Genomic DNA, 20,555 nt, shown 5'->3' with positions numbered 1-20,555 from the left:
GAAAACAGCCGAGGAACGGTCGGAGTCGCGCTCGACTTCATGGGTTGTAAATGAGCATTCCGAGGCTGTTTTCAACGCAGCATCACCGAGTAACAAAGCTTTCCGTACAGAGCCTATGTCTTGAGTGTGATGACTTCCGCGAATAGGGCAAGGTCTGTACCTATCCATCATAGTCACAGGGCCCAACTCCGCCATGCGCTAATGCGCCCATCGGGCAGCACCAGGACGTTATCCGCCAGCTTGCATGGCAGTGAGCGTCAATGAACCTGTCAGCGCAAAGCAAGACGCGGTTTTGCAATTGGCGTCAACTCACTGGCTGGAGAAGAAGTTCAGGCGGTGGGAGCATGTTGTTCAAAAAAGATCACTGGGCCCATGAGGTCGTGCGGGTTCTGGAACTGGTACTCGCCAATCAAATGCATCAGGCGCTGGAGCTTCCTGTCCTCAAGCGCCACCCCAAGGTGCAGTGCGTCTTGAATGAGCTGGTCGCCAACCAACACCGCGATGCGCGGGAGTCGCAGAGGGTGCGGGAGCTATTGGAGGCTCGGGAGTCAGAGTTGCACGCGGCTCAAGTGCGCTTGGCGAAAATGGAGACGCACGAGGCACAACTTCTGGAATGTAACCGTGAGTTGGAGACTTGCCTGCTCACCCTTAAACAGCGGGCAGCGTCACTTTCGAGTCAGCATCAGGTCTGGGCGCTATTGCAGACCACCCTGACAGAAGGGACGTGGGACATTGAGGTTGTCCAGGGCGACATCCGTCATCGAGAGAGCCTTCTGCGGTTTTCCGATCAGTTCAGAACACTGATGGGTTATAGCGCCGAGGAGTTGCCTGACGGCTGGCAATCCCAGGTCGACATCACGCATCCAGACGATCTGCCCGGCATCATGGCAGCTTTCGACTCAGAGATTCTGGTACCGACCGGCCGAGGCGAGTACGTGTTTGAGTACCGCATGCGTCATAAGGCTCGCGGCTACATCTGGTGTCGCGAGCGGGGACGGGCGGTGCGCGATGGGCGAGGGGAGCTGATGCGGGTGCTCGGTGCGGTGCGGGACATCAGCGATGAACGCAGCGTCCAGGAAAATCACGAGCAGATGCGGCAGCAGAACCAGGCGATCTACAACCAGATTGCTCAAATGGTGAGTGTGATCCGCTCGATAGCCGATCAGACCAATTTGCTGGCATTGAATGCGGCCATAGAAGCTGCCAGGGCTGGCGAGGTGGGGCGAGGATTTTCTGTCGTCGCTGACGAAGTAAAGAAGCTTGCCCAGAGCACGCGACAAGCAACACAGCAAATTCAATCGATGCTGGATGGACTGGCATGAAGAGCGCTGCGGCGTTGAGTCGCTGACCGAGCGATCACACAGGCTCGGGAACCCTTGCTTGCGGGCAGGCCGGGATCACCACTTTTGTCCCGAAGCCGCTGACATCAAGCAGCAAAGCGGAAGGCAGATTCGGCAAGCAGGACGTCATCTACACCGATTGGAGCATGCCAAAACCCTACCGAGGGTAAGTCCCGAGATGAGCCTTCTGGGCCGCTGCCGCGGCCCAGATAGCACAGGCCACGCATGGCCCACTGAGTTAGATCTGCTCTCCTCGTGGAGGATAACTTGTCGCTATTGACCGATCCCATGGGTTCGATCGTATCCACTGACTTCTGGCGCGATCCACCCTTCAGGCCGCTGCTCTGCTTCGTAGATTTCCACCAGTAGTGGATAGCATTTCGCGGTGTCTGACGAGTGTTCGGCTGAGCAGTCGCCGCCTGGACAGGCCGAGAGGCAGCCGAGCAGGTCGATTTCTGCAAAAAACTCGAGATAATCGCCAGGCTGCACTGGGCTGGCCTTCATGAAGTATTGGCCCGTGTCTCGGGTGAAGCCGGTGCACATGAACACGTTCAGAACATCATGCACATGTGGCTCGGCGTCATGCGGCGCCAGTCCTGTTGATGCAGAGAGTGCGCGGGTCAGGTTGGAATGGCAGCAGTGGTGATACTGGCCTCCATGACTGAGCAGATTGTGGGTGTAAGGATCGCAGCGGGTACCGATCACGTCGTGGACTGAACCGCCATATTCATCAAACCCATACCAGTCGAGCGTGTCATGGGTGATTGTCGCCATGGGGCGCAGATAGGGAAAGCTGGAGAACAATTGATCGCCGACGCCCAAGTGTGTGCCATTCAATGCTCGGGTCTTGCCTGTATAAAACCGCTCTGTGAGGTCATGTTGGTTAAAGAGGTTCAGGTCGCCGACCTGCGGCCCCTCGGTCGAGACAATGCGGAAAAAACATCCTGCTGGAACGGTGAAGGTCGCTGCATCGCGGGCCGGCACGATGACGGTTCTGACATGCTTGAGTCCGTCGCGCAACGCGCGATAAGTACTAATGTCCGGACGGGGTAACGTCTCGACCGGGTAGCAGAGTACCGGCTTGATTGACTTGCGCTGTGCAGCGTCATTCGGGGCTTTGGATAGAGGTGTGGGCTTCATGCGCTTCTCCTTTGGGGTGTGCGTGGCCATGTCCGCGGGTTAGTCACGGGCAGGGTGGCTCAGTAGGTCGAGCAGGGCATGCTCGGAATCGTCTAAGTAACGAGTCATGGCTTCGGCTGCCTCATGGCGGCGGCCAGCAGCAAGTAGGTCGTGGATCTCGCAGTCTCGTTCCAGCCATGGGCGCTGGAAGTTTTCTTCGTTAGGGGCGACGGCGAATACCAGGCGCATCTGTGCGGCGATGTTGGTGAAGAAAGCGTCCAGCAGCGGGCTGCGTAACAGCCCGACGATGTGCTGGTGAAAGCGCAGGCTGTGGGTGCCAAAAGCCTGCCAATCTTCGCGGTCGCGGGCCAGCTCGGCTGCCTCGATAGCGCCGAGCATCGAGTCGGACTGGTACTCCCGCAGCGGCTTGCTGCCCAGGATGGCCTGGATCTCCAGAGTGCGGCGCACCAGGAACAGGTCGCGCACTTCAGCCAGACCCATGCGGCGGACCATCACGCCCTTGTTGCGCACGTAGCTAGTCAGTCCCTCCCTGCCGAGTTGGTGCAGGGCCTCTCGCACGGTGTTACGCGAAGCGCTGTAACGGTGAGTCAGATCGGCCTCAATCAGGGCCATACCGGGCAGCAAGCGCCCACCGATGATGTCCTCGCGCAGTTCGCAGGCCACCTGGTCCGCCAGCGAAAGTACTTGCTCTGTGGGGAGTTTGTTGTTCATGCCAGCTGTACGTCCTTCAAGAAGCGACCCATGCGTTCGCTGCGGTTGTCGAGCAGGTCGCGCGGGGCACCGGCCTGGACGATTTGCCCGCGCTCCATGAACACCACGCGGTCGGAGACTTGGAAGGCAAACTTCATTTCGTGAGTGACGATAACCATGGTCATGCCTTCGCGGGCCAGCTCTTCGATCACCTTGAGCACGTCGCCTACCAGTTCCGGATCGAGGGCCGAGGTGGGCTCGTCGAACAGCATCACTCGCGGGCGCATGGCCAGCGCCCGTGCAATGGCCACGCGCTGTTGCTGGCCGCCGGAGAGTTGGTGTGGGTACTTGCCAGCGTGATCCCGCAATCCCACCTTGGCGAGCAGCGAGAGGCCCAGGGTGCGCAGTTCGGCCTCATTGGCGTGGCCGTGATGGCGGGGCGCGAGCACGACATTCTCAAGTACCGTCTTGTGCGGGAACAGGTTGAACCCCTGGAACACCATTCCGACCTGGACGATGCCTTCCAAGTGCAAGCGGCTGGACAAGCTGCCGCCGTCTTCCAGGCGACCGCGCAGGAACGGCGCACCGCACAGTTCGACCTGGCCGCGGTCGAGGCTTTCCAAGCCGTTGAGGGTGCGGATGAGAGTGGTCTTGCCGGAGCCTGACGGGCCGATGATAGACACTACCTCGCCGAAGCGGATGTCCAGGTCGATACCCTTGAGCACCTCCAGCTCGCCGTAGTGCTTGCGTGCTCCCAATACGCGCAGTGCGAAATCGCCTTGGCACGGGGCTGTAGGGGTGGACGGCAGGAGGGCGTGGCTGTCCGGGACGGGGCGAGGGGTACGCTGGCTGACGTCCAAGTGGCGTTCCAGGCGTTTGAGCAGGTAGCTGAACACCGTAACGATCAGCACGTAGTAGAACGCGACCGCCAGCATGGTTTCCATTACCAGAAAATTCTGGGTATAGAGCTGTTGGCCCACCAGCAGGATCTCCGACAGCGAGATCACCGATACCAGTGACGTCAGCTTGACGATGGTGATGTATTCATTGGCCAGGGTCGGCAGCGCCACCCGAAGCGCCTGAGGGATCACGATCAATCGCTGAGTGCCTGTGTAGCCAATACCCAGTGCCTTTCCAGCCTCGAGTTGGCCTTTGGCCACGGCCATCAGTCCGCCCCGATGAATTTCCGCGATATACGCCGCTTCGCTCAGCACCAAGGCGATAAGGCCTGCCGCATAGGGATTGGAGAGCAGCACGCTGGTCGCTGGGAAAACCTGGGGCAGGTTGTAGACGAAGATCAACAGCACCAACAGCGGAAGGCTGCGGAAGAACCAGATGTACAGCGCTGCGGCGCGGTTGACGGCGCGGTGGCGCGACTGTCGGGCCAGGGCCAGGATAAAGCCAAGCACGATGCCTGCCAGCCAGGTTTCGACGCTCAGTTCGACGACCGTGCCGACCGCCTTCCAGAAGTCACCGTTGACCAGCAGGCTTGCGGTGTAATGCCAATCAAATTGCATGCTGTGTACTCCGGATTACTGCGAAACCGCTTCAGGGGCTTTGCCCAGGGCTTGGGCAATGTCGGTTGGGGTGGGTTCGCCCAGGTTGTACCGGCTGAGCAAAGCCTGGTAGTCGCCGCTTGCTTTCATGGCGGCCAGGCCGTGATCGATTTGCTTGAGCAGCGCGTCGTTGCCCTTACGTACGGCAAGGCCGATGACCACTGGGTAGATCAGCGTCTGTGAGCTGAGGGTGACACGGCCCTTGAGTTTGTCAGCGGTGATGGCGGCCACGGCGGCGTCTTCGAACTGCACGTCCACGGCCTTAGCTAGCAGAGCCTGAGCGGCTTCAGGGGAGGTCGGGAACTCGCGGGAGTCGATCGGCGCCTGGCCGTTGGCTTGGCAGTAGTTTTTGGACAGAGCCATCAGCTTGGGAATCCACGAACCGCCCTTGATCGAGCCGACGCGTTTGCCGCACAGGTCTTCGGGGCTTTGCGGGCGGAAACTATCGTCGGTACGCACCATCAGCGAGGCGCCACTTTTCAGGTAGGGCACGAAGTCAACTTGGGCGGCGCGCTCGGGGGTGACGTACAGGGCTGAGGCGACCACATCGAAACGGCGTGCATTCACACCCATTACAAGGTTGGCGAAGCGGGTGTCATGGAATTGCGGCGTGAGCTTGAGCTGCCGACCGAGCAGGGTCATGAACTCAGGGTCGAAGCCGGCTGGCTTACCCTGGGCAAGGTACGTGTAAGGTGGGTAGGTCAAGTCCGAGCCGATACTCAGGTGCTCGGGCTGCAAGGTGCCGTCGGCGGCGTGTGCGGTAGTGACAAGAACGAGGGCGAGGGTGAAGGCTGCTGCGCGTGACATAGGGGGACGCTCCACTGATGATTGTTCAACAATCGATGCAAGTGGTTATTACAATATCCGTGCCAATATCGTAATTTGTGGCGCGTAAACCTGCTTCGCCTTACGACCTGCACCAAAAAAAGCCCAGAGGTGTTACGTGCAGAAACAAAGTGGGGCGCGTGTCGTTTCGCAGAGGCCTATGAAAAGGCGGCCTTCTATTTCCAGCTGCGCCACTGCCCCCCCACCGACCTGTCACCGTGCCTCAATCAATAGAGGGGGCCTCTATGGGCAATAAGATCTTGGGGTATGGAAAACCGGCGCCGAGTGCGCCGGCGTTTTCGATTGCAAGATCAGTGGCGCTCAGCCGGTCACTGCTGCAGGTAGCTCATGACCGCAGCCTTGGCATCTTTACCGTCAAAAGTGGTCACGCCCTCCAGCCAGGTGTCCAGCCACTGCAGGTTCTTGGCGATCAGCTCCTTGGCCGCGTCCACGGCCAGCTCCTTGTCCATAATCTTCTCCATCATGTGAGACGCCATCTCGATGTCGAACCTCATATTGCTCACCAGCTTGGCGGCGTTCGGGCAGCGCGTCTGGTAGTCGTTGGCCATCACCGTGTACACCTTGGCTGCGCCCCCATTCGGGCCCCACAGGTCGTCGGCACCGCTGAGGTAGGTCATCTCGAACTGCAGGTTCATCGGGTGCGGCGCCCAGCCGAGGAAAATGATCGGATCCTTATTACGGATCGCCCGCGCGACTTGCAGGCGCATGGCCGCCTCGCTGGACTCCACCAGTTCGAAGTCACCGAGGTTGTAGCGGTTCTCTTTGATCATGGTCTTGATCAACTTGTTGCCGCCAGCGCCGGACTCGATGCCGTAGATCTTGCCCTTGAGCTGACTCTTGTAGCGGGCGACGTCGCTCATGTCCTTGAGACCGTCTGCGGCCAGGTAGCTCGGCACCGCCAGGGTGAACTTGGCGCCGACCAGGTTGGGTTCCTCCACCAGGGTGACGCTTTTCTTGGTGATCGCCGGCTGGAACATCGGATCAGAAGCCGGCGACCAGTAGTCAAGGAAGACATCGATACTCTTATCCTGCAGGAAGCCAGGATGATCGGCAGACTCAGGGTGGAGACCTTCGTCTGGTAGCCCAGCCCCTTGGCCACCGCCATGGACAGGCCGTTGACCGCAGCATTGTCCACCCAGCCGACGTCAGCCATGCGCAGGGTCTGGCATGACGGTGCTTCCTTGGCCCAGGACGAGGTGGTGCCGAGTGTCAATGCAAGAGCCACCAAAGCAATACGATTCTTTCTTTTCATTGTTGTGATCTCGGAAAGTTTAGGGTGTGGCGGGTGTGCTGATCACGACCCAGCTGGCAGTCACCGGGTCTCTGTGCTTAAGAGCATCGTTGGAAATGAAACCTGACCGTCCATAAAGGGCACTCGGCCCAGGCCGAGTGCAGACCAAGACTGCGGCCTGGCGGGGGCGGACAAATGATCTATTCGCGTACTAGGTTCTGTCTGAAATTCGGAGAAACCCAACTCCCGAGCCACGAACGCTGAGATTTTGTAAGGTTTTCAGCCATCTATGGAAAGGAATCCTGTGATGGCCAAGCGCTACGAACTTTCGGATGAAGCATGGGATGTGGTTGCGGATCTCTTCACCCCAACCCACACCAGAGGCAGACCGCGAGCAAGTGATCGCCTGATGCTCGATGGCGTGCTGTGGTTGTTGCGCTCAGGCGCTGCCTGGCGTGACATGCCCGAGTGTTTTGGGCCTTGGCGGACGGTGTATCACCGATTCCGAGTTTGGCGAAATCGGGGAACATTTGATCAGATGCTCAAGCGGTTACATCTCAAACTCAATGATCAAGGGCCCATTGACCTACAGACCTGGATGATCGATTCGGCTGCTGTTCGTGCTACCCGCGCTTCAGCAGGTGCAGGTAAAAAAGGGGCCATGATGAACCCGCCGATCACGCTCTAGGCCGCAGTCGTGGTGGCCTCACCACCAAGATTCATATGCTCTGCGACGCCAACGGCGTACCACTGCGCTTTCTCCTTTCTGGCGGTCAAGCCAGCGATATTAGCTACGCGCAGCCATTGCTGGACGATGTCTGCATCCCGACGAGCAAACGTGGGCGACCTCGCAAGCGCTGCCGCTGGCTTTTGGCCGACAAGGGCTACGACGCTGATGCGCTGCGACGTTTTTGTGACCGGTATCGCATGCGACCGGTTATTCCTTTGCGTTCAATGAAGCGTAAACCCAAGCCTGGACTATCCCGACTGTTTGATCGTCCCAAGTACCGCCAGCGTAATGTGATCGAGCGCATGTTCGGTTGGTTGAAAGAGAACCGCCGAGTCGTGACTCGTTTCGACAAGCTCGCAAAAAGCTATAGCGCGATGGTGTCGCTGGCTTGTGTCATGCGGTGTCTACGACACCTTTTTTCAGACAGAACCTAAGCTGTAACGTTTGGATAGGGGGTGAGCATCACTCCACCGGAAACTTGGTCATACGTCCGCGTGGTCGTCGAGTGCATGAAGCTTGATGGGATTATCTCCAAAGTCGTGAGAGTAGATGGAATGTACGGGAGGGCATCTCGATACTTGGTGCTGTTGATCGCAGTCATCTCGCCGTTTGAGGGAGTGATCATGAACGATTTCAGGTAGCATCTCTATTACCAGTCCCCGGCATGGTCGTCGATGAACTTGCTGAGACTTAACCGCATGCGCAATTCGGTCATGGCGTAGGAGCAGTACTGGCATGTCCTTTCAATTTCTAAAGTTGATATCTTCGGCGAGCAGTGACGCCGTGGTACAGCCCGACATTCTCATGTGCGAGCCAGTTAGAGGGCGTCAGATGCAGAGCCTGGCGGGTGTCGAGCCATGAGCTTGACTCTGAGTGAGGTCTTGAACCTGCCCGGCTTGGAAGACATGAGGGTCCGCGCAGGCGAGCTTTACTTGCAACGGCGAGTATGCTGGTCCTACGTGGCGGGAAATGAGGGTATCACCGCGTGTAAAATGGGCGGCGAACTAGTATTTATTTCGGAAATCAATTACCTATGTGACGAACGCAAGCTACTCACTTTAGTCGAGACTGGTGCTGTGTTGGGTATTGCCGGGATGGTGGTTCTTACTGGAGGCCCGTTTCCCCAGTGCATCTCGTCTGCAGTGATCGCTCGTGCTGAACAGTTAGGCTTGTCGCTGATCGAGCAGCCCTCTCCGCTGAAGTTGGTGTTTGTGACCCACCTGATCGACACGGCCCTGATGCATATGACTCAAGTGCGGCGCTCACGTAATCAATGCGCGCCTGCGTAGCAAGCGTAGTCCGCTTCGTCCTGAATGGCATGACATCTAGCCAGATCCAAGTGATGGTCCAAAACTGTGCGGAATGACCGAGATTCCCCTGCAGAATTGTGGTGGCGCCCTCGTGGAGCGCACATACACTTGGATGCCCTCACATTGCGGGCTAGCTGAGGGGAGCATGGCGAGGAAATCCTGGACCGCGCCACGAAAACTAACGACAGGGTTGTTCAGTGAAGTGAAGAGACTACCTTTTTCCGTTCGCCGATTGGTGAGACACCAAAGAAACGACTGTAGCACTTTGAGAAGTGTGCTGGCGAAATGAAACCACAGGCGAGGGCGATATCACGCACTTGGGATTCACTGTGTAGCAATAGTTGCCTAGCCCGTGTCAGGCGTAGTTCCAAGTAATACTGACTCGGTGTGTTTTGAAGATGCTTGTGGAATAAACGCTCCATTTGCCGAACCGAGATCTCATTCAGTTCTGCAAGCTCTTCCAAGGTCATCGGGTCTTCAAGGTTGGCTTCCATGATTGTAACAATCTGACTGAGTTTTGGCTGAGAAGTGCCGAGCTTTTGCCGCAAAGGCACGCGCTGGCGCTCTTGCGAACCACGTACTCGATCACATAACAGCAGTTCAGCCGCATGACTGGCAATGTCCCGTCCGCCAGGTTCTCGGGCAATCAGTTGTAGGATCATGTCCATGGAGGCCACGCCGCCGGAGCTCGTGAAACGGTCACGGTCAAGCTCGAACAGTTGGTTGGAAATGATAATGCCGGGAAATCGCTCTTTTAGCGCCTCGATATCTTCCCAGTGGATGGTGCATCGATAACCCGTGAGCAGATTGGCGCGCGCTAGCAAATGGCTGCCTGTGCAAATTCCGCCCAATGGTACCTGGTCATGTGCCAACTTGCGAAGCCAGTTGAGGATGGGGCGGGTATTGTGGTCGGAGACTATCGGGTTTGGGCCCACCACGAACAGCATGTCCAGCTTTGGGGCATCCTTGATACTGAAATCGGGCAGGATTCGCATGCCGTTGCTGGCACTCACTGGCTCCATGTCGGCTGCAATGATCAGGGTCTGGAACATGGTTTTGCGTGCTGCCAGGTTGGCCATGCGCAAGGTTTCCACCGCCGAGGCGAAGCCAATGGTGGTGAAATTGGGAATGACCAGGAAACCGACGACCTTCAGCGGCGGGGCATCATTGACAGGGTATGCCGGTGCCGACGGCGAGGATTTCAACGTACCCATCAATATGACTCCTTGAATGCAAAAATGACGTGCTCTGCGTCTGTTTGTCGTAAATCGGCAATTCATTATGTTTAGGTTGATGCATTTATCCGAGTGATAGTACACGCAGTGCCTTAGCATTGGGAGGTGCCCGGCGAAAAGCAAAAAACCCTGCGAAAGTAACGCCTTCGCAGGGTAGGTAATGAGTTGGCCTGGTCAGGCAGGCTTGCTCGCCACCGTGGCCGAAGTGCTCTTTCTAGACGAGAAAATGGCGCTCATGCAGACGATGGACAACGCCAGCGCACCGGTTGCCACCACTTCCATTCGATGCCCTGGCATCATCAGCATCATCGTCAAGATACTGATGATGGAGAAGATGACCAGGTAGCTGAGCCAGGGGAACAGCCACATCTTGAAGTCCAGCGCAGTACCTTGGCTATCCATCCGTTTACGCAGAACCAATTGCGAAACAGCGATTGCCAGATAGACCAGAAGCGCTACCGCCCCCGAACTTGCCAGCAGGAAGGAAAACACCTCGTCGGGAGCAAAGTAATTGAGTGCTGTGGTCAAGAAGCCCACTGCGGTACTGGCCAGCACTGCAATCACTGGCACGCCCGCCGCTGAGGTGCGCTGCAGAACGCGAGGGCCGTCGCCGCGCTTGCTCAGCGAATAGACCATGCGCGATGCGGTGTAGATGGCCGAGTTGAGGCAACTGGCAACGGCAATCAGCACGACGATATCGACGATCATCTTGGCGTGCGGGATGTTCATCAGCTCAAGGGCCCGTTGATAGGAGCCGACCTGCACCAGCATGGGGTCGTTCCAGGGCACGATGGAGATGATCAGGAACACCGAGATGATGTAGAAGATCCCCATTCGCCACACCACGGAATTGGTGGCACGGGTGATTTGCTTGGAGGGGTTTTTCGACTCGGCGGCGGCAATGGTGACAATTTCGGTTCCCATGAAACTGAACACGGTGGTGAGCATGGCACCGATGACAGCGGTCATGCCGTTGGGCATGAAACCACCGAACTCATTGCTCAGGTTGACCACGCCGCTGACTGAAACATCGGGCAACGCGCCTGTCAGTGCCAATGCACCCAGAGCAATGAACCCCAGCACCGCGATAACCTTGAGCATCGCAAACCAGAACTCGAATTCACCGTAGCGCGCCACACTGAACAGGTTGGTCACGGTCAGCAAACCGGTCACCGCCAGTGCGAATTCCCAGGTTTCTATCGCGGGGAACCAGGCATGCAGAATGGCCGCTGCCGCAATGGCTTCGATTGGAATGACCAGCACCCAGAACCACCAGTACAGCCAACCGATGGTAAAGCCTGCCGTACGTCCCATTGCCCGCTCGGCGTAGGTGGAGAATGAGCCCGTATCGGGCGAGGCCACCGCCATTTCTCCGAGCATGCGCATGACCAGAACGACCAGTGTGCCAGACATGATGTACGCGAGAATTGCCGCAGGACCGGCTGCAGCAATGGCATGCCCCGAGCCGATGAAGAGGCCGGCGCCAATAGCGCCGGCGATTGACAACATGGTGACGTGGCGCTGCTTGAGGCCGGGGGCCAGAGTTGAGTTGCTGGACATGCTAATTACCCTTTTTATTCTTGAAGGAGGGTGAACTGCGAACGGCGGTGGTGCTCTGGGCTGGAGGCTGGTGCTATTTCTGCAGGTCGAAGGCCTCCCGCACAGCGCTGCTGATGCCCTCAACGCAAACCCGCAGAATCAACTCGCCTTTTTCTCGGCTGGCGCCCTTGGGTGAGGAAAGCGTTCCGCAGGTGGGAGTGCGTTCAGGGATGATGGGGAAGACATCGTAAGGTGGGAATTTTGCCGGAGGGTGGTCGACGGCGCGGCTCAGGTCGACCTTTTCAGGGTGCAAGGCCAGCATCAGTGAAGTTTCGAAAACGCCACCGTGTTCGATGTCCCAGCCTAGGAAACCTTCGGGGTAGAGCTCTTGGATGACCGCCGGCGCATTGACGAAGTCCCAGTAGGACAGAACGACCACCTTGAAATCGGTGATACCGCCATAACGCAGTTCGCGCAGCGCCAGGTCGATGCCTTCGACGATGAACATCGAGTTTTCATAATGGCCATTCATCAAGACCAGCTTGCGCGCCCCATGCCGAGCGAGTTCGCGGATGATGTCCTGGATGGTATGGGTCAGCGTTGCGCCATCCAGGCTGGTGGTGCCGGGAAAGTGGTTACCGCCTCCCGACTTCTGCTGTGACTTGTAGCCATAGGCCAAGGCGGGCAACACCAAGCCGTCGACTTCTCGCGCTACTGCCTTGCACAGGGCGGTAGGCAATAGCACATCCACCTCCATGCACATGTGATGACCGTGCTGCTCCAAGGCGCCCACCGGCAAGAAAATCGTGCTGCCGGAAGCTACCTTCTGTGCGTACTCAGGCCAGGTGAGTTCGCCAACCACTACGCTTTCGTTCATCGGTTATCTCTCTATATTCTTGTATTCGTTGAAGTAGTCCGTTTGCAGTGAGCCAATACCTGCAACGATTTGATCAGATCACAACGACATTCACTTGTCAGTTCCCGACCTGAATTTGACAAATGCTGACGGACCTGCGATCCAGGTGGGTCGGCTGGGGCAGGGGGCGAATTTGACAAATTACAGGTCGGAAAAACGCAACTTGCCCTGATGGCAATCTGCTGCAATCGGTAATCACACAGGCGGTGAAAACCTTGGGGAAGCGAGGCGAAAGCGCGGCTGAGCCAAGGCACTTTTGATTACCGAGGGTATCTTCATGACGCGTCGCGCCGATTTTTCACGCCGTACATTCATCAAGAACAGCAGCATTTTGGCCGGTGTGGCAGCGCTCTCCGGGGTACTTCCGAACAGAACCTTTGGCGCAGCCGAAAAAGAACTGGTGATACTGGCGTGGGCAGGCCACGCCGCGCCCGACATCGTCGCGGATTTCGAGCGCGAGCATGGGGTCAAGGTGCGGGCCAAGTACTACACCGGCGGCGATAACATGCTGGGGCTCATTTCGCAGTCACCACCGGGCACCTTCGACCTGATCCTGTCGGATGCCGAGTATGTGCAACAACTCAACGCCGCCAACTATATCGAGCGACTGGACCCTGCCGATTATCCCTTCGATGACTTCTACCCAGAGTTTCAGCACTTTCCAGGGCACTGGCAGGGCGATGAACTGTATTCGGTCATGGTCCGCTTCGGCTTTCTCGGTATCGCCTTCAATACCCAGTTGCTGCCGGAGTCCAAGGCGAAAAGCTACCAGGTGTTCTGGGACGATAGCCTCAAGGGCAAGGTCGGCCACTTCGACTGGCACCTGCCAAACCTGGGGCAGATCAGTTTGCTCAATGGCAACAGGCTGCCCTACGACATCGACGCGGCGCACTGGAAGAGGCTCCAGGACAAAACCATGAGCCTACGCGGACAAGTGGCCGGGTTCTTCGATTATGGCGGTACCTTCTCCTCCCTGAAAAACGGCCAGATCCACGCGATGTGTGGCATTGGCGACTGGATTACCGGGGTCTTGCAGCGTGCCGGGGCACCGGTAAAAACAGTGATACCCGAGGAGGGCGGCCTGCAATGGACCGAGTCGTATTGCATCGCCAAGAAAGCCCGCAGCCCGGAACTTGCGAAGAAGTTCATTCAATACATCACCTCCCCTGAAGGCCAGGTGAAGTCGGCGAAGATGGAGGCTTACCCGGCGCTGATTCCCAATAAGCGCGGCTGGGAGTTGCTGAACAAGACCGACCTTGCCGAAGCCAGACGCCAAGGCATGGTACTAGGCCAGCGCAATGTCATGGACGACATCCGCGAGGGGCGTATTCAGTATCGCGCGCTCCCCGTGCAGCAGAGCCTGGAGGACTGGAACGACTTCTGGTCGCAGTACAAGGGCGCTTGATGGCGCCAACACAGGAGCGGCGTAATGATTTCGAACAAGCTATCGCCCCCACTACCCGCCAGTGAGGAGCCTGCACGCACGCGTGGGCAGCTCGGCAAGCGCACCTGGCGCTTACCGGGGTATGGGCTGATCCTGTCGCTGCCGATACTGGTCTGGCAGTTACTGTTTTTTGTAGCGCCCTTGCTGTTTCTCCTGACCATCAGTTTTTGGCTGGTGCGCAACTTTCGCATGGTCCCTGCGTTCGAGTGGCTGAACTGGAAGTACCTGTTCAGCCGCGAGTACTTCTGGGATGCCTACTTGCACACCTGGGCGATGGCGGCGGGGGCCAGTGTGCTGATCAGTGCCGTAGCCTTTCCGTGCGCCTATACCATTGCCTTCAAGTTCCGCGAATCGACCCGGCAATGGTTGGTGCTGTTGTTGATCACGCCATTTTTTACCAGTTACCTGGTGCGCACCTATTCCTGGCAAGTCTTTCTCAGTGACCAGGGGCTGCTCAATAGCGCCCTGGCGTTGCTGGGGATTGGGCCGTTGCCCTTGCTCAATACCAGCTTTGGTAGCTATGTGGGTTACTTCACCCTGTGCCTGCCGCTGGTGGTGTTGCTGCAGTTGTTCAGCCTCATGTACATCGACCGCACGCTGATCGAAGCTGCCCACAACTTGCGCGCGGGCCGTCTGCGCACGGTATTTGGGGTGGTGATTCCATCGGCGCGGGTCGGCATCGTCATCGCCGCACTGTTCTGTTTCATCATGACCTTCGGTGACTTTGTCAGCCCGCTCTATCTGGGGGGCGGCCAACCACCAACCTTGAGCACCCTGATTACCGACACGACCAAATCGGGGCAGCAATGGCCACGCGCGGCGGTTATTGCCACGACGATGATCGTGACCTTACTGGCCACGGCGTTCCTGATGGTTCGCTACGCCTACAGGAGGCGCGCATGAACGAACACCGTGTCATCAACTTCATGTTGCGCAGCTTTGTCGTGCTGGTGTTCTTGTTCATCCTCACGCCGATCATTGGCAGCTTCGTGTTTTCCTTCAACGTCGACCGCTTCCCATCCTTGCCCCTGGGTGGCTTCAGTTTGCGCTGGTACGAAGCGATTGCCGTCGACCCGCAAGTCTGGCAAGCCTTCAACAACAGCCTGGTCGTCGGTGTGGTGGTATCGCTGGTTTCCACGCTGCTGGGCTTCACTGCCGCCTATACCGACTTTCGTTATCACTTTTTTGGCAAGTCGGTGTACATGGCATTGGCACTGCTGCCTCCTACCATTCCGGTGGTGATTCTGGGCCTGGCGATGCTAGCTTTCTTGTCGCGAATCGGCCTGTCCGGCGAGCTGTATGCCGTCATGATCTGCCACATCGTCATGTGCTCACCCTTCGCCATGGCGGTGATTCGCATGCGCCTGGCGCAGATGGACCCGCAACTGGAGGCCGCCGCCTGGAACCTGAGCGCCAGCCAATGGCAGGCCATGCGCTACGTGATCCTGCCGTTCACCGCCCCGAGCATTTTCGCCGCACTGTTCGTGACCATGGCCGTGTCGTTCGACGAGTTCGCGGTGGCCTGGTTCGTTTCGGGCCTTAACGAAACAGTCCCGGTACGCATCCTCAATACTTTGCAAGGGCAGGTCAGCCCGACCATCAATGCGATAGGCACGATCGTTTTCATCACCACGATCACGCTGACGATCGTTGCCCAGGTTTTGCTCATGCGCCGGCAGAAGAAACCGGCTGACGGCAAAAAAAGCTGAACATCCCATGCCGACGCAGGAGCTCCCCATGACTCAACCGTTAGTGGTATTTGATAACGTGACCAAACACTTCGGCAGTTACGTCGCTGTCGAACCGATGAACCTGGAAATCTACAAGGGCGAGTTCGTCGCGATCATGGGCTCTAGTGGCTGTGGTAAAACCACCACGCTGCGCATGCTTGCCGGGCTCGACAAGCCCAGCAGCGGTGAAATTCGCTTGAACGGCGAGCGCATCAACGACCTGTATTCCTGGCAAAGGGACACCCCGCTGGTGTGGCAGAACCTGGCGCTGTTCCCCTTTCTGAGCGTGCTTGAAAACGTCGAGTTTGGTTTGCGCATGCGCGGCATGGGCAAAGCTGAACGGCGCAAAAAAGCCCTGCACTGGCTAGAGCGCCTGGACCTGGGCGAGTTTTCCAACCGTGATATCAGCATGCTTTCTGGCGGGCAACGGCAGCGGGTGGCGCTGGCGCGTTCACTGGTCACCGAGCCCCCGATACTGCTGCTGGACGAACCGCTCAGTGCCCTCGATGCGCACTTGAGCGTGCGCATGCAGGCGGTGTTGACTGGGTTGCAGAAGGACCTTGGCATCACCTTCGTCTATGTTACCCACAGCCAATCCGAAGCCTTCGCCATGGCTGACCGCGTGGTGATCATGAGCCGTGGCCGGGTTGAGCAGATTGGCACGCCCAAGGATATTTTCTTCGAACCGCACAACCGTTTTGTCGCTGAATTCATTGGCGGCAAGAACATGCTTGGCGGCGTTGTGCTTGGCTTCGACGACACCGGGCTGGTGCAACTGGACTCGGCGCATGGTCGCTTTCTGGCACGCTTGCCCGAAGACCGATCTGTTGCGGTAGGGGAAGAGGTCACCCTGTGCATCAGTGCCGAACATATCAACCTCGCCGCGCAACCGACCACAGCCAGCCGCCTGGCGTGTGCCGTGATGGGGGAGGAGTTCATTGGGTCAATGGTCAACATATACCTGGAAGCCGCCAACGGGCTGGAACTGCAAGTGCAGAAGCCGTACGAGGATTACGACCTACTTGGGCTCAAGAGCGGGCAGACGGTGCATGTCGGGTGGGACGATGCGCGGGCGCTGATTTTACGTGGCAATTAGAGGTCGATATCTGACATCTGCGCAGGGGCGGCAGCGTGGACAATTGTAGACGTACCCACGCCCAGTTGACCCGAAGGAGGCAGTATATGCAGCAATTGACTGAAACCAGCGAAAACCTGGCCAGCGCCGTGCGTATTGGCTTCCTGCTGGCCGAAGGGTTCGATTTCTATGCCTTGGCCGCTGCGCTGGAACCCTTGCGCCAAGCCAACGACGTGGCCCGCTGCGTGGTCTGCGAGTGGCAGATACTGAGCCTTGAGGGCCGGCCGCTGAAGGCCAACAATGGCATCGTGGCGGCCACCGTGCAACTGAGCCAGGCCAAGCCCCTCGATGTGCTGATTCTGTGCCTTGGCAGTGAATTGCAGTTGTGTACCGACGACAGTGTCCGCGAATCGCTGGCGCTGCTGACCAAACCGACCTGCCGCACGCTCGATTTCGGCGAATTGGCCGAATTGATCGGCGTTGCCCGGTTGTCCCCGTAGCGCGTGTTCAGCCGCTACCAGAGCTGAACCTGCCTCGATAATTATCTTGATCCGCGCCTGCAATGGGCGCGACATCGCGCGTTTCCTCTCCTTCATTCCCCCTCATCTATACCGCTGCCTGTTCTTGCCGCAGCGAGGCCTGTACGGCAGTGGCGGGCAATATTGTCCTTTCCACAGCGGCGTTTACAGCAAGGCGGATCTGATCATCTAGGGGTCGGAATCGCGCAAAAAAGGCCGCCTTTTATCTGTTCGAATGATCTCCAGTGGCACCCAAAACAGGGCCTCTCTACTGATCACCTACCAAGGAGTGAAGACATGCAAATGCCGAAAACAATACAGATTCAAAACGGCGAAAAAGTTAAGCCGACGTTCTCGCACCAGGAATACGCCAACCGCCAATCCAAGTTGCGCAGCTATCTGGCCCAGAACAATATCGACGCCGCCGTCTTCACGTCTTATCACAACATCAACTACTACAGCGATTTCCTGTATTGCTCGTTTGGCCGTCCTTATGCCCTGGTGGTGACTCAGGACGCCGTGGTGTCGATCAGCGCTAACATCGACGGTGGCCAGCCATGGCGGCGTACCGTGGGCACCGAAAACATCATTTACACTGACTGGCAGCGCGATAACTACTTTGTCGCGATTCAACAAGCCTTGCCCAAGGCCGGACGTATCGGGATCGAGTTCGACCACTTGAACCTGGCCAACCGCGACAAATTGGGCAGCCGTTATCCCCAGGCCGAGCTGGTGGACGTCGCCGCGCCATGCATGCGCATGCGCATGATCAAGTCGGCTGAAGAACACGCCATCATTCGTCACGGTGCCCGCGTTGCCGATATCGGTGGTGCTGCGGTGGTTGAGGCTCTGCGTGACCAGGTGCCTGAGTACGAAGTGGCGCTGCATGCCACCCAGGCCATGGTCCGTGAAATTGCCCGCACTTTCCCCGATTCCGAACTGATGGACACCTGGACCTGGTTCCAGTCTGGTATCAACACCGATGGCGCGCATAACCCGGTAACCTCTCGCAAGGTCAATAAGGGCGACATTCTGAGCCTCAACTGCTTCCCGATGATCGCCGGTTACTACACCGCGCTGGAGCGCACGTTGTTCCTCGACCATTGCTCCGATGAGCACCTGCGCCTGTGGGAGGTCAACGTCAAGGTCCACGAGGCCGGCCTGAAGCTTATCAAGCCAGGCATGCGTTGCAGCGATATTGCCCATCAGTTGAACGAGATTTTCCTCGAGCACGACCTGCTGCAATACCGCACCTTCGGTTATGGCCATTCGTTCGGCACCCTGAGCCATTATTACGGCCGTGAAGCTGGTCTTGAGCTGCGCGAAGACATCGACACCGTGCTGGAACCTGGCATGGTCGTGTCCATCGAGCCGATGATCATGCTGCCCGAAGGGCTGCCGGGTGCGGGTGGTTACCGCGAGCATGATATTCTGATCGTCAACGAAAACGGCGCTGAAAACATTACCAAGTTCCCATACGGCCCAGAACACAACATCATCAAGAAGTAACCGAGCAAGCCGCACAGGAAACTGTGCGGCTTTTTTTATCAGTATGTCGTTGTCCATGCCCAAGGTTCAAGGAGGACATGTGTGGAGTACACTACAGCGCACGCTCGCAATGAACGGGGGCTGCCGCAACCGGTGCGCGTCAAGGTAGTTGTCGTGCCTGGTTTAACCGGTGCGCTTTTGCTCTGGATCTCGCTCGCGATTCAAGTACACATGGTTAGGCAATTTCCAGTTACGGACATCTCGGGCCCATCGTCCTGGATTCTGACGCCGCGCTGCTTCGTATAACTGTTCACGCTGCCTCAGCGAAGCGCCATCTTGACCATGATGTCGCTGCGAGGGGGTGACATATTTGAGCGCGCTATGGCGATGTTCATTGTTGTACCAGGCAGCAAACCGCATTACCCACATACGAGCTTCATCGAGCGATCCAAAAGGCACGCTGGGCCACCGTGAGCAGTACTTAGCTGTTCGAAATAGAGCCTCGGCATAGGCGTTGTCGTTGCTGACCCGCGGGCGGCTGAAAGATGGCAGAACACCAAGGTCACGTAGCGCAGCGAGCATTGTCGCGCCCTTCATCGCACTGCCATTGTCTGAATGAAGCACTAATGTATCCGGGCGAATCCCTTCACGTAGGCAGGCGCGCTCCAGCAGGATACTGGCATGTTCAGCACTTTCTGCCTCGTGTACTTCATTCATGACCAGCTTGCGGCTGTAGATATCTTTGACCATATACCAATAGAAAAAACGTCCTTTGACAGTACTCGGTAACCAAGTGATGTCCCAACACCAAACCTGATTGGGCCCACTCGCCCTATGGGTCGTGAGTGGTCTGGCCTTTGGTCTTCGACTACGCCCACGCCTGTGTGCTTGGCCCGCTGACTTGAGCACTCGGTAAAATGTCGATTCCGAGGCTAGGTAGAGGCCTTCATCTGCCAACTTCGGCACGATTTCATGCGGTGTGAGGTCGGCGCAATCAGGGCGATTGGCTGCATCCAAAAGGGCCAAGCGCTCACGTTCGCTGAGCTTGTTGGCTGGCTCAGGGCGGGCTGCGCCAGGCCGCCCATCTTCAGGTTGATGGCGCCATCGTTGCACCGTGCGCTCAGTGAGTCCCAACTCTTCACAGGCAGCACTTTGACGAGCGCCTGCTCTTACAGCGGCGTCAATCAACTGAAGGGCAGTTGTGCGATCTGCAGCACTGGTCATTCGTCCTCGTCCTTGCCCCAGATCGCATCGGCCTTTTTTCGCAGTACCAACAACGCCGCCGTTTCTGCCAAAGCCGCTTCTTTACGCCGTAACTCACGCTCCAGTTGCTCGATACGCTTGACCGACGCGATATCTTTGACGGGTTCTTGCTGGGTTGGAGTATTCGCCTGCTCACAAGCTGTACGCCACAGCACCAGATCCGACGGCAGAATTCCTGCACTTCGGCAGTATTCTGAAATCTCTGCTTCGCTCATTGCAGCCGTCTGAAGCACAGCTCTGAACTTGTCAGCGCTGCTCCAGCGCCCATTGCGTTTACCTGTTCCTGCCATTTGCACTCCCTGGGTCTTGGCTTCATTACGCCAAGCCCGAAGTGTGACAGTAGTAATGCCTGTTTGCTTAGCCAACTCTGTGACCGGACGGCTGAAAGGCGCCGACATTTGCTGCAACGCCCAGGCTTTCTCCTCAGCGGTATAACGGCGTTGTTTCATGAGACAGTCCTACGCCCTCCATCGAATGAGACGGGCGACAACTATCCTGACATGG

The 20,555-nt window shown here is 57.7% G+C and carries 16 protein-coding genes and 3 pseudogenes; 10 read left to right on the top strand and 9 right to left on the bottom strand.

The genetic code is table 11. From position 1 onward, the window contains the following. Positions 1-260 precede the first annotated feature (260 nt). Positions 261-1,070, top strand: a pseudogene (locus IEC33019_RS27980) (PAS domain-containing protein); the annotation flags it as partial. Beyond that, positions 1,044-1,316, top strand: a pseudogene (locus IEC33019_RS28165) (methyl-accepting chemotaxis protein); the annotation flags it as partial. The pseudogenes IEC33019_RS27980 and IEC33019_RS28165, both read left to right, overlap by 27 nt. 297 nt (positions 1,317-1,613) lie before the next feature. Here IEC33019_RS28165 and IEC33019_RS08900 read toward each other — a convergent pair. The 5 genes from IEC33019_RS08900 to IEC33019_RS08880 form a co-directional block, all read right to left on the bottom strand. Further along, on the bottom strand, positions 1,614-2,480 hold the full coding sequence (locus IEC33019_RS08900; RefSeq protein ID WP_070091061.1) for an urea carboxylase-associated family protein: 867 nt from the start codon (positions 2,478-2,480) through the stop codon (positions 1,614-1,616). Positions 2,481-2,519: 39 nt separating this feature from the next. Continuing rightward, a complete protein-coding gene (locus IEC33019_RS08895) occupies positions 2,520-3,191 on the bottom strand; it encodes a GntR family transcriptional regulator (protein ID WP_070091060.1) in 672 nt (223 codons plus the stop codon). After that, positions 3,188-4,687, bottom strand: coding sequence for an amino acid ABC transporter permease/ATP-binding protein (locus IEC33019_RS27975; protein WP_070091059.1), 1,500 nt, complete (start codon positions 4,685-4,687; stop codon positions 3,188-3,190). The genes IEC33019_RS08895 and IEC33019_RS27975 overlap by 4 nt, the downstream gene beginning before the upstream one ends. 15 nt (positions 4,688-4,702) lie before the next feature. Further along, positions 4,703-5,533 (bottom strand): ABC transporter substrate-binding protein, encoded by an 831-nt coding sequence (locus tag IEC33019_RS08885; RefSeq protein ID WP_070091058.1) that lies wholly within the window; start codon positions 5,531-5,533, stop codon positions 4,703-4,705. A 347-nt stretch (positions 5,534-5,880) separates the two neighbouring features. Next, on the bottom strand, positions 5,881-6,549 hold the full coding sequence (locus IEC33019_RS08880) for a glycine betaine ABC transporter substrate-binding protein (protein ID WP_244509674.1): 669 nt from the start codon (positions 6,547-6,549) through the stop codon (positions 5,881-5,883). 561 nt (positions 6,550-7,110) lie between these two features. On the opposite strand from IEC33019_RS08880, the gene IEC33019_RS08875 reads away from it, so the two are divergent. Both IEC33019_RS08875 and IEC33019_RS08870 read left to right on the top strand, forming a co-directional pair. After that, positions 7,111-7,967 (top strand): IS5 family transposase gene (locus tag IEC33019_RS08875; RefSeq protein ID WP_099593345.1). Its coding sequence is split into 2 segments (ribosomal slippage): positions 7,111-7,465 and positions 7,465-7,967, totalling 858 coding nucleotides; the frame shifts between segments, so codons are not numbered across the junction. Between the two features lie 423 nt (positions 7,968-8,390). Next, positions 8,391-8,804 (top strand): annotated as a pseudogene (locus IEC33019_RS08870) (PucR family transcriptional regulator ligand-binding domain-containing protein); the annotation flags it as partial. 233 nt (positions 8,805-9,037) lie between these two features. On the opposite strand, the gene IEC33019_RS08865 reads toward IEC33019_RS08870, so the two are convergent. From IEC33019_RS08865 to IEC33019_RS08855, 3 genes are all read right to left on the bottom strand, one after another. After that, positions 9,038-10,057 (bottom strand): GlxA family transcriptional regulator, encoded by a 1,020-nt coding sequence (locus IEC33019_RS08865; protein WP_070094692.1) that lies wholly within the window; start codon positions 10,055-10,057, stop codon positions 9,038-9,040. A gap of 195 nt (positions 10,058-10,252) precedes the next feature. Next, the gene (gene gabP, locus IEC33019_RS08860) at positions 10,253-11,638 is read right to left on the bottom strand and encodes a GABA permease (protein ID WP_070094691.1); all 1,386 of its coding nucleotides are present in this window, start codon (positions 11,636-11,638) and stop codon (positions 10,253-10,255) included. A 73-nt stretch (positions 11,639-11,711) separates the two neighbouring features. Beyond that, positions 11,712-12,494, bottom strand: coding sequence for a creatininase (locus IEC33019_RS08855; RefSeq protein ID WP_070094690.1), 783 nt, complete (start codon positions 12,492-12,494; stop codon positions 11,712-11,714). A 316-nt stretch (positions 12,495-12,810) separates the two neighbouring features. Between IEC33019_RS08855 and IEC33019_RS08850 the strand changes: the two genes are divergently transcribed. The 6 genes from IEC33019_RS08850 (at position 12,811) to IEC33019_RS08825 (ending at position 18,809) form a co-directional block, all read left to right on the top strand. Continuing rightward, positions 12,811-13,938: a polyamine ABC transporter substrate-binding protein gene (locus tag IEC33019_RS08850; protein WP_070094689.1), complete on the top strand. Its 1,128-nt coding sequence runs from the start codon at positions 12,811-12,813 to the stop codon at positions 13,936-13,938. Between the two features lie 24 nt (positions 13,939-13,962). Beyond that, positions 13,963-14,880, top strand: coding sequence for an ABC transporter permease (locus IEC33019_RS08845; protein WP_070094688.1), 918 nt, complete (start codon positions 13,963-13,965; stop codon positions 14,878-14,880). After that, on the top strand, positions 14,877-15,686 hold the full coding sequence (locus tag IEC33019_RS08840) for an ABC transporter permease (RefSeq protein ID WP_070094687.1): 810 nt from the start codon (positions 14,877-14,879) through the stop codon (positions 15,684-15,686). The genes IEC33019_RS08845 and IEC33019_RS08840 overlap by 4 nt, the downstream gene beginning before the upstream one ends. Positions 15,687-15,714: 28 nt before the next feature. After that, positions 15,715-16,803, top strand: a complete 1,089-nt coding sequence (locus IEC33019_RS08835) for an ABC transporter ATP-binding protein (protein WP_099593343.1) — start codon at positions 15,715-15,717, stop codon at positions 16,801-16,803. Positions 16,804-16,889: 86 nt separating this feature from the next. Next, positions 16,890-17,282 (top strand): hypothetical protein, encoded by a 393-nt coding sequence (locus IEC33019_RS08830; RefSeq protein ID WP_070094685.1) that lies wholly within the window; start codon positions 16,890-16,892, stop codon positions 17,280-17,282. Positions 17,283-17,597: 315 nt separating this feature from the next. Continuing rightward, positions 17,598-18,809, top strand: a complete 1,212-nt coding sequence (locus tag IEC33019_RS08825) for a M24 family metallopeptidase (RefSeq protein WP_070094684.1) — start codon at positions 17,598-17,600, stop codon at positions 18,807-18,809. A 162-nt stretch (positions 18,810-18,971) separates the two neighbouring features. Here IEC33019_RS08825 and IEC33019_RS08820 read toward each other — a convergent pair. Then, positions 18,972-20,500 (bottom strand): IS3 family transposase gene (locus tag IEC33019_RS08820; protein WP_437436776.1). Its coding sequence is split into 2 segments (ribosomal slippage): positions 18,972-20,044 and positions 20,044-20,500, totalling 1,530 coding nucleotides; the frame shifts between segments, so codons are not numbered across the junction. Positions 20,501-20,555 lie beyond the last annotated feature (55 nt).

Source organism: Pseudomonas putida (assembly GCF_002741075.1).
GTDB lineage: Bacteria > Pseudomonadota > Gammaproteobacteria > Pseudomonadales > Pseudomonadaceae > Aquipseudomonas > Aquipseudomonas putida_T.
Note: the sequence above shows the minus strand (reverse complement) of the source record. Positions and strands in the feature narration are given on the sequence as shown.

Coding starts and splice junctions, on each gene's coding strand:
- IEC33019_RS08865 (WP_070094692.1), bottom strand. CDS start 10,057: ATGGGTACGTTGAAATCCTCGCCGTCGGCACCGGCATACCCTGTCAAT.
- IEC33019_RS08885 (WP_070091058.1), bottom strand. CDS start 5,533: ATGTCACGCGCAGCAGCCTTCACCCTCGCCCTCGTTCTTGTCACTACC.
- IEC33019_RS08895 (WP_070091060.1), bottom strand. CDS start 3,191: ATGAACAACAAACTCCCCACAGAGCAAGTACTTTCGCTGGCGGACCAG.
- IEC33019_RS08835 (WP_099593343.1), top strand. CDS start 15,715: ATGACTCAACCGTTAGTGGTATTTGATAACGTGACCAAACACTTCGGC.
- IEC33019_RS08825 (WP_070094684.1), top strand. CDS start 17,598: ATGCAAATGCCGAAAACAATACAGATTCAAAACGGCGAAAAAGTTAAG.
- IEC33019_RS08880 (WP_244509674.1), bottom strand. CDS start 6,549: ATGTTCCAGCCGGCGATCACCAAGAAAAGCGTCACCCTGGTGGAGGAA.
- IEC33019_RS08845 (WP_070094688.1), top strand. CDS start 13,963: ATGATTTCGAACAAGCTATCGCCCCCACTACCCGCCAGTGAGGAGCCT.
- IEC33019_RS08840 (WP_070094687.1), top strand. CDS start 14,877: ATGAACGAACACCGTGTCATCAACTTCATGTTGCGCAGCTTTGTCGTG.
- IEC33019_RS08900 (WP_070091061.1), bottom strand. CDS start 2,480: ATGAAGCCCACACCTCTATCCAAAGCCCCGAATGACGCTGCACAGCGC.
- IEC33019_RS08850 (WP_070094689.1), top strand. CDS start 12,811: ATGACGCGTCGCGCCGATTTTTCACGCCGTACATTCATCAAGAACAGC.
- IEC33019_RS08855 (WP_070094690.1), bottom strand. CDS start 12,494: ATGAACGAAAGCGTAGTGGTTGGCGAACTCACCTGGCCTGAGTACGCA.
- IEC33019_RS08830 (WP_070094685.1), top strand. CDS start 16,890: ATGCAGCAATTGACTGAAACCAGCGAAAACCTGGCCAGCGCCGTGCGT.
- IEC33019_RS27975 (WP_070091059.1), bottom strand. CDS start 4,687: ATGCAATTTGATTGGCATTACACCGCAAGCCTGCTGGTCAACGGTGAC.
- gabP (WP_070094691.1), bottom strand. CDS start 11,638: ATGTCCAGCAACTCAACTCTGGCCCCCGGCCTCAAGCAGCGCCACGTC.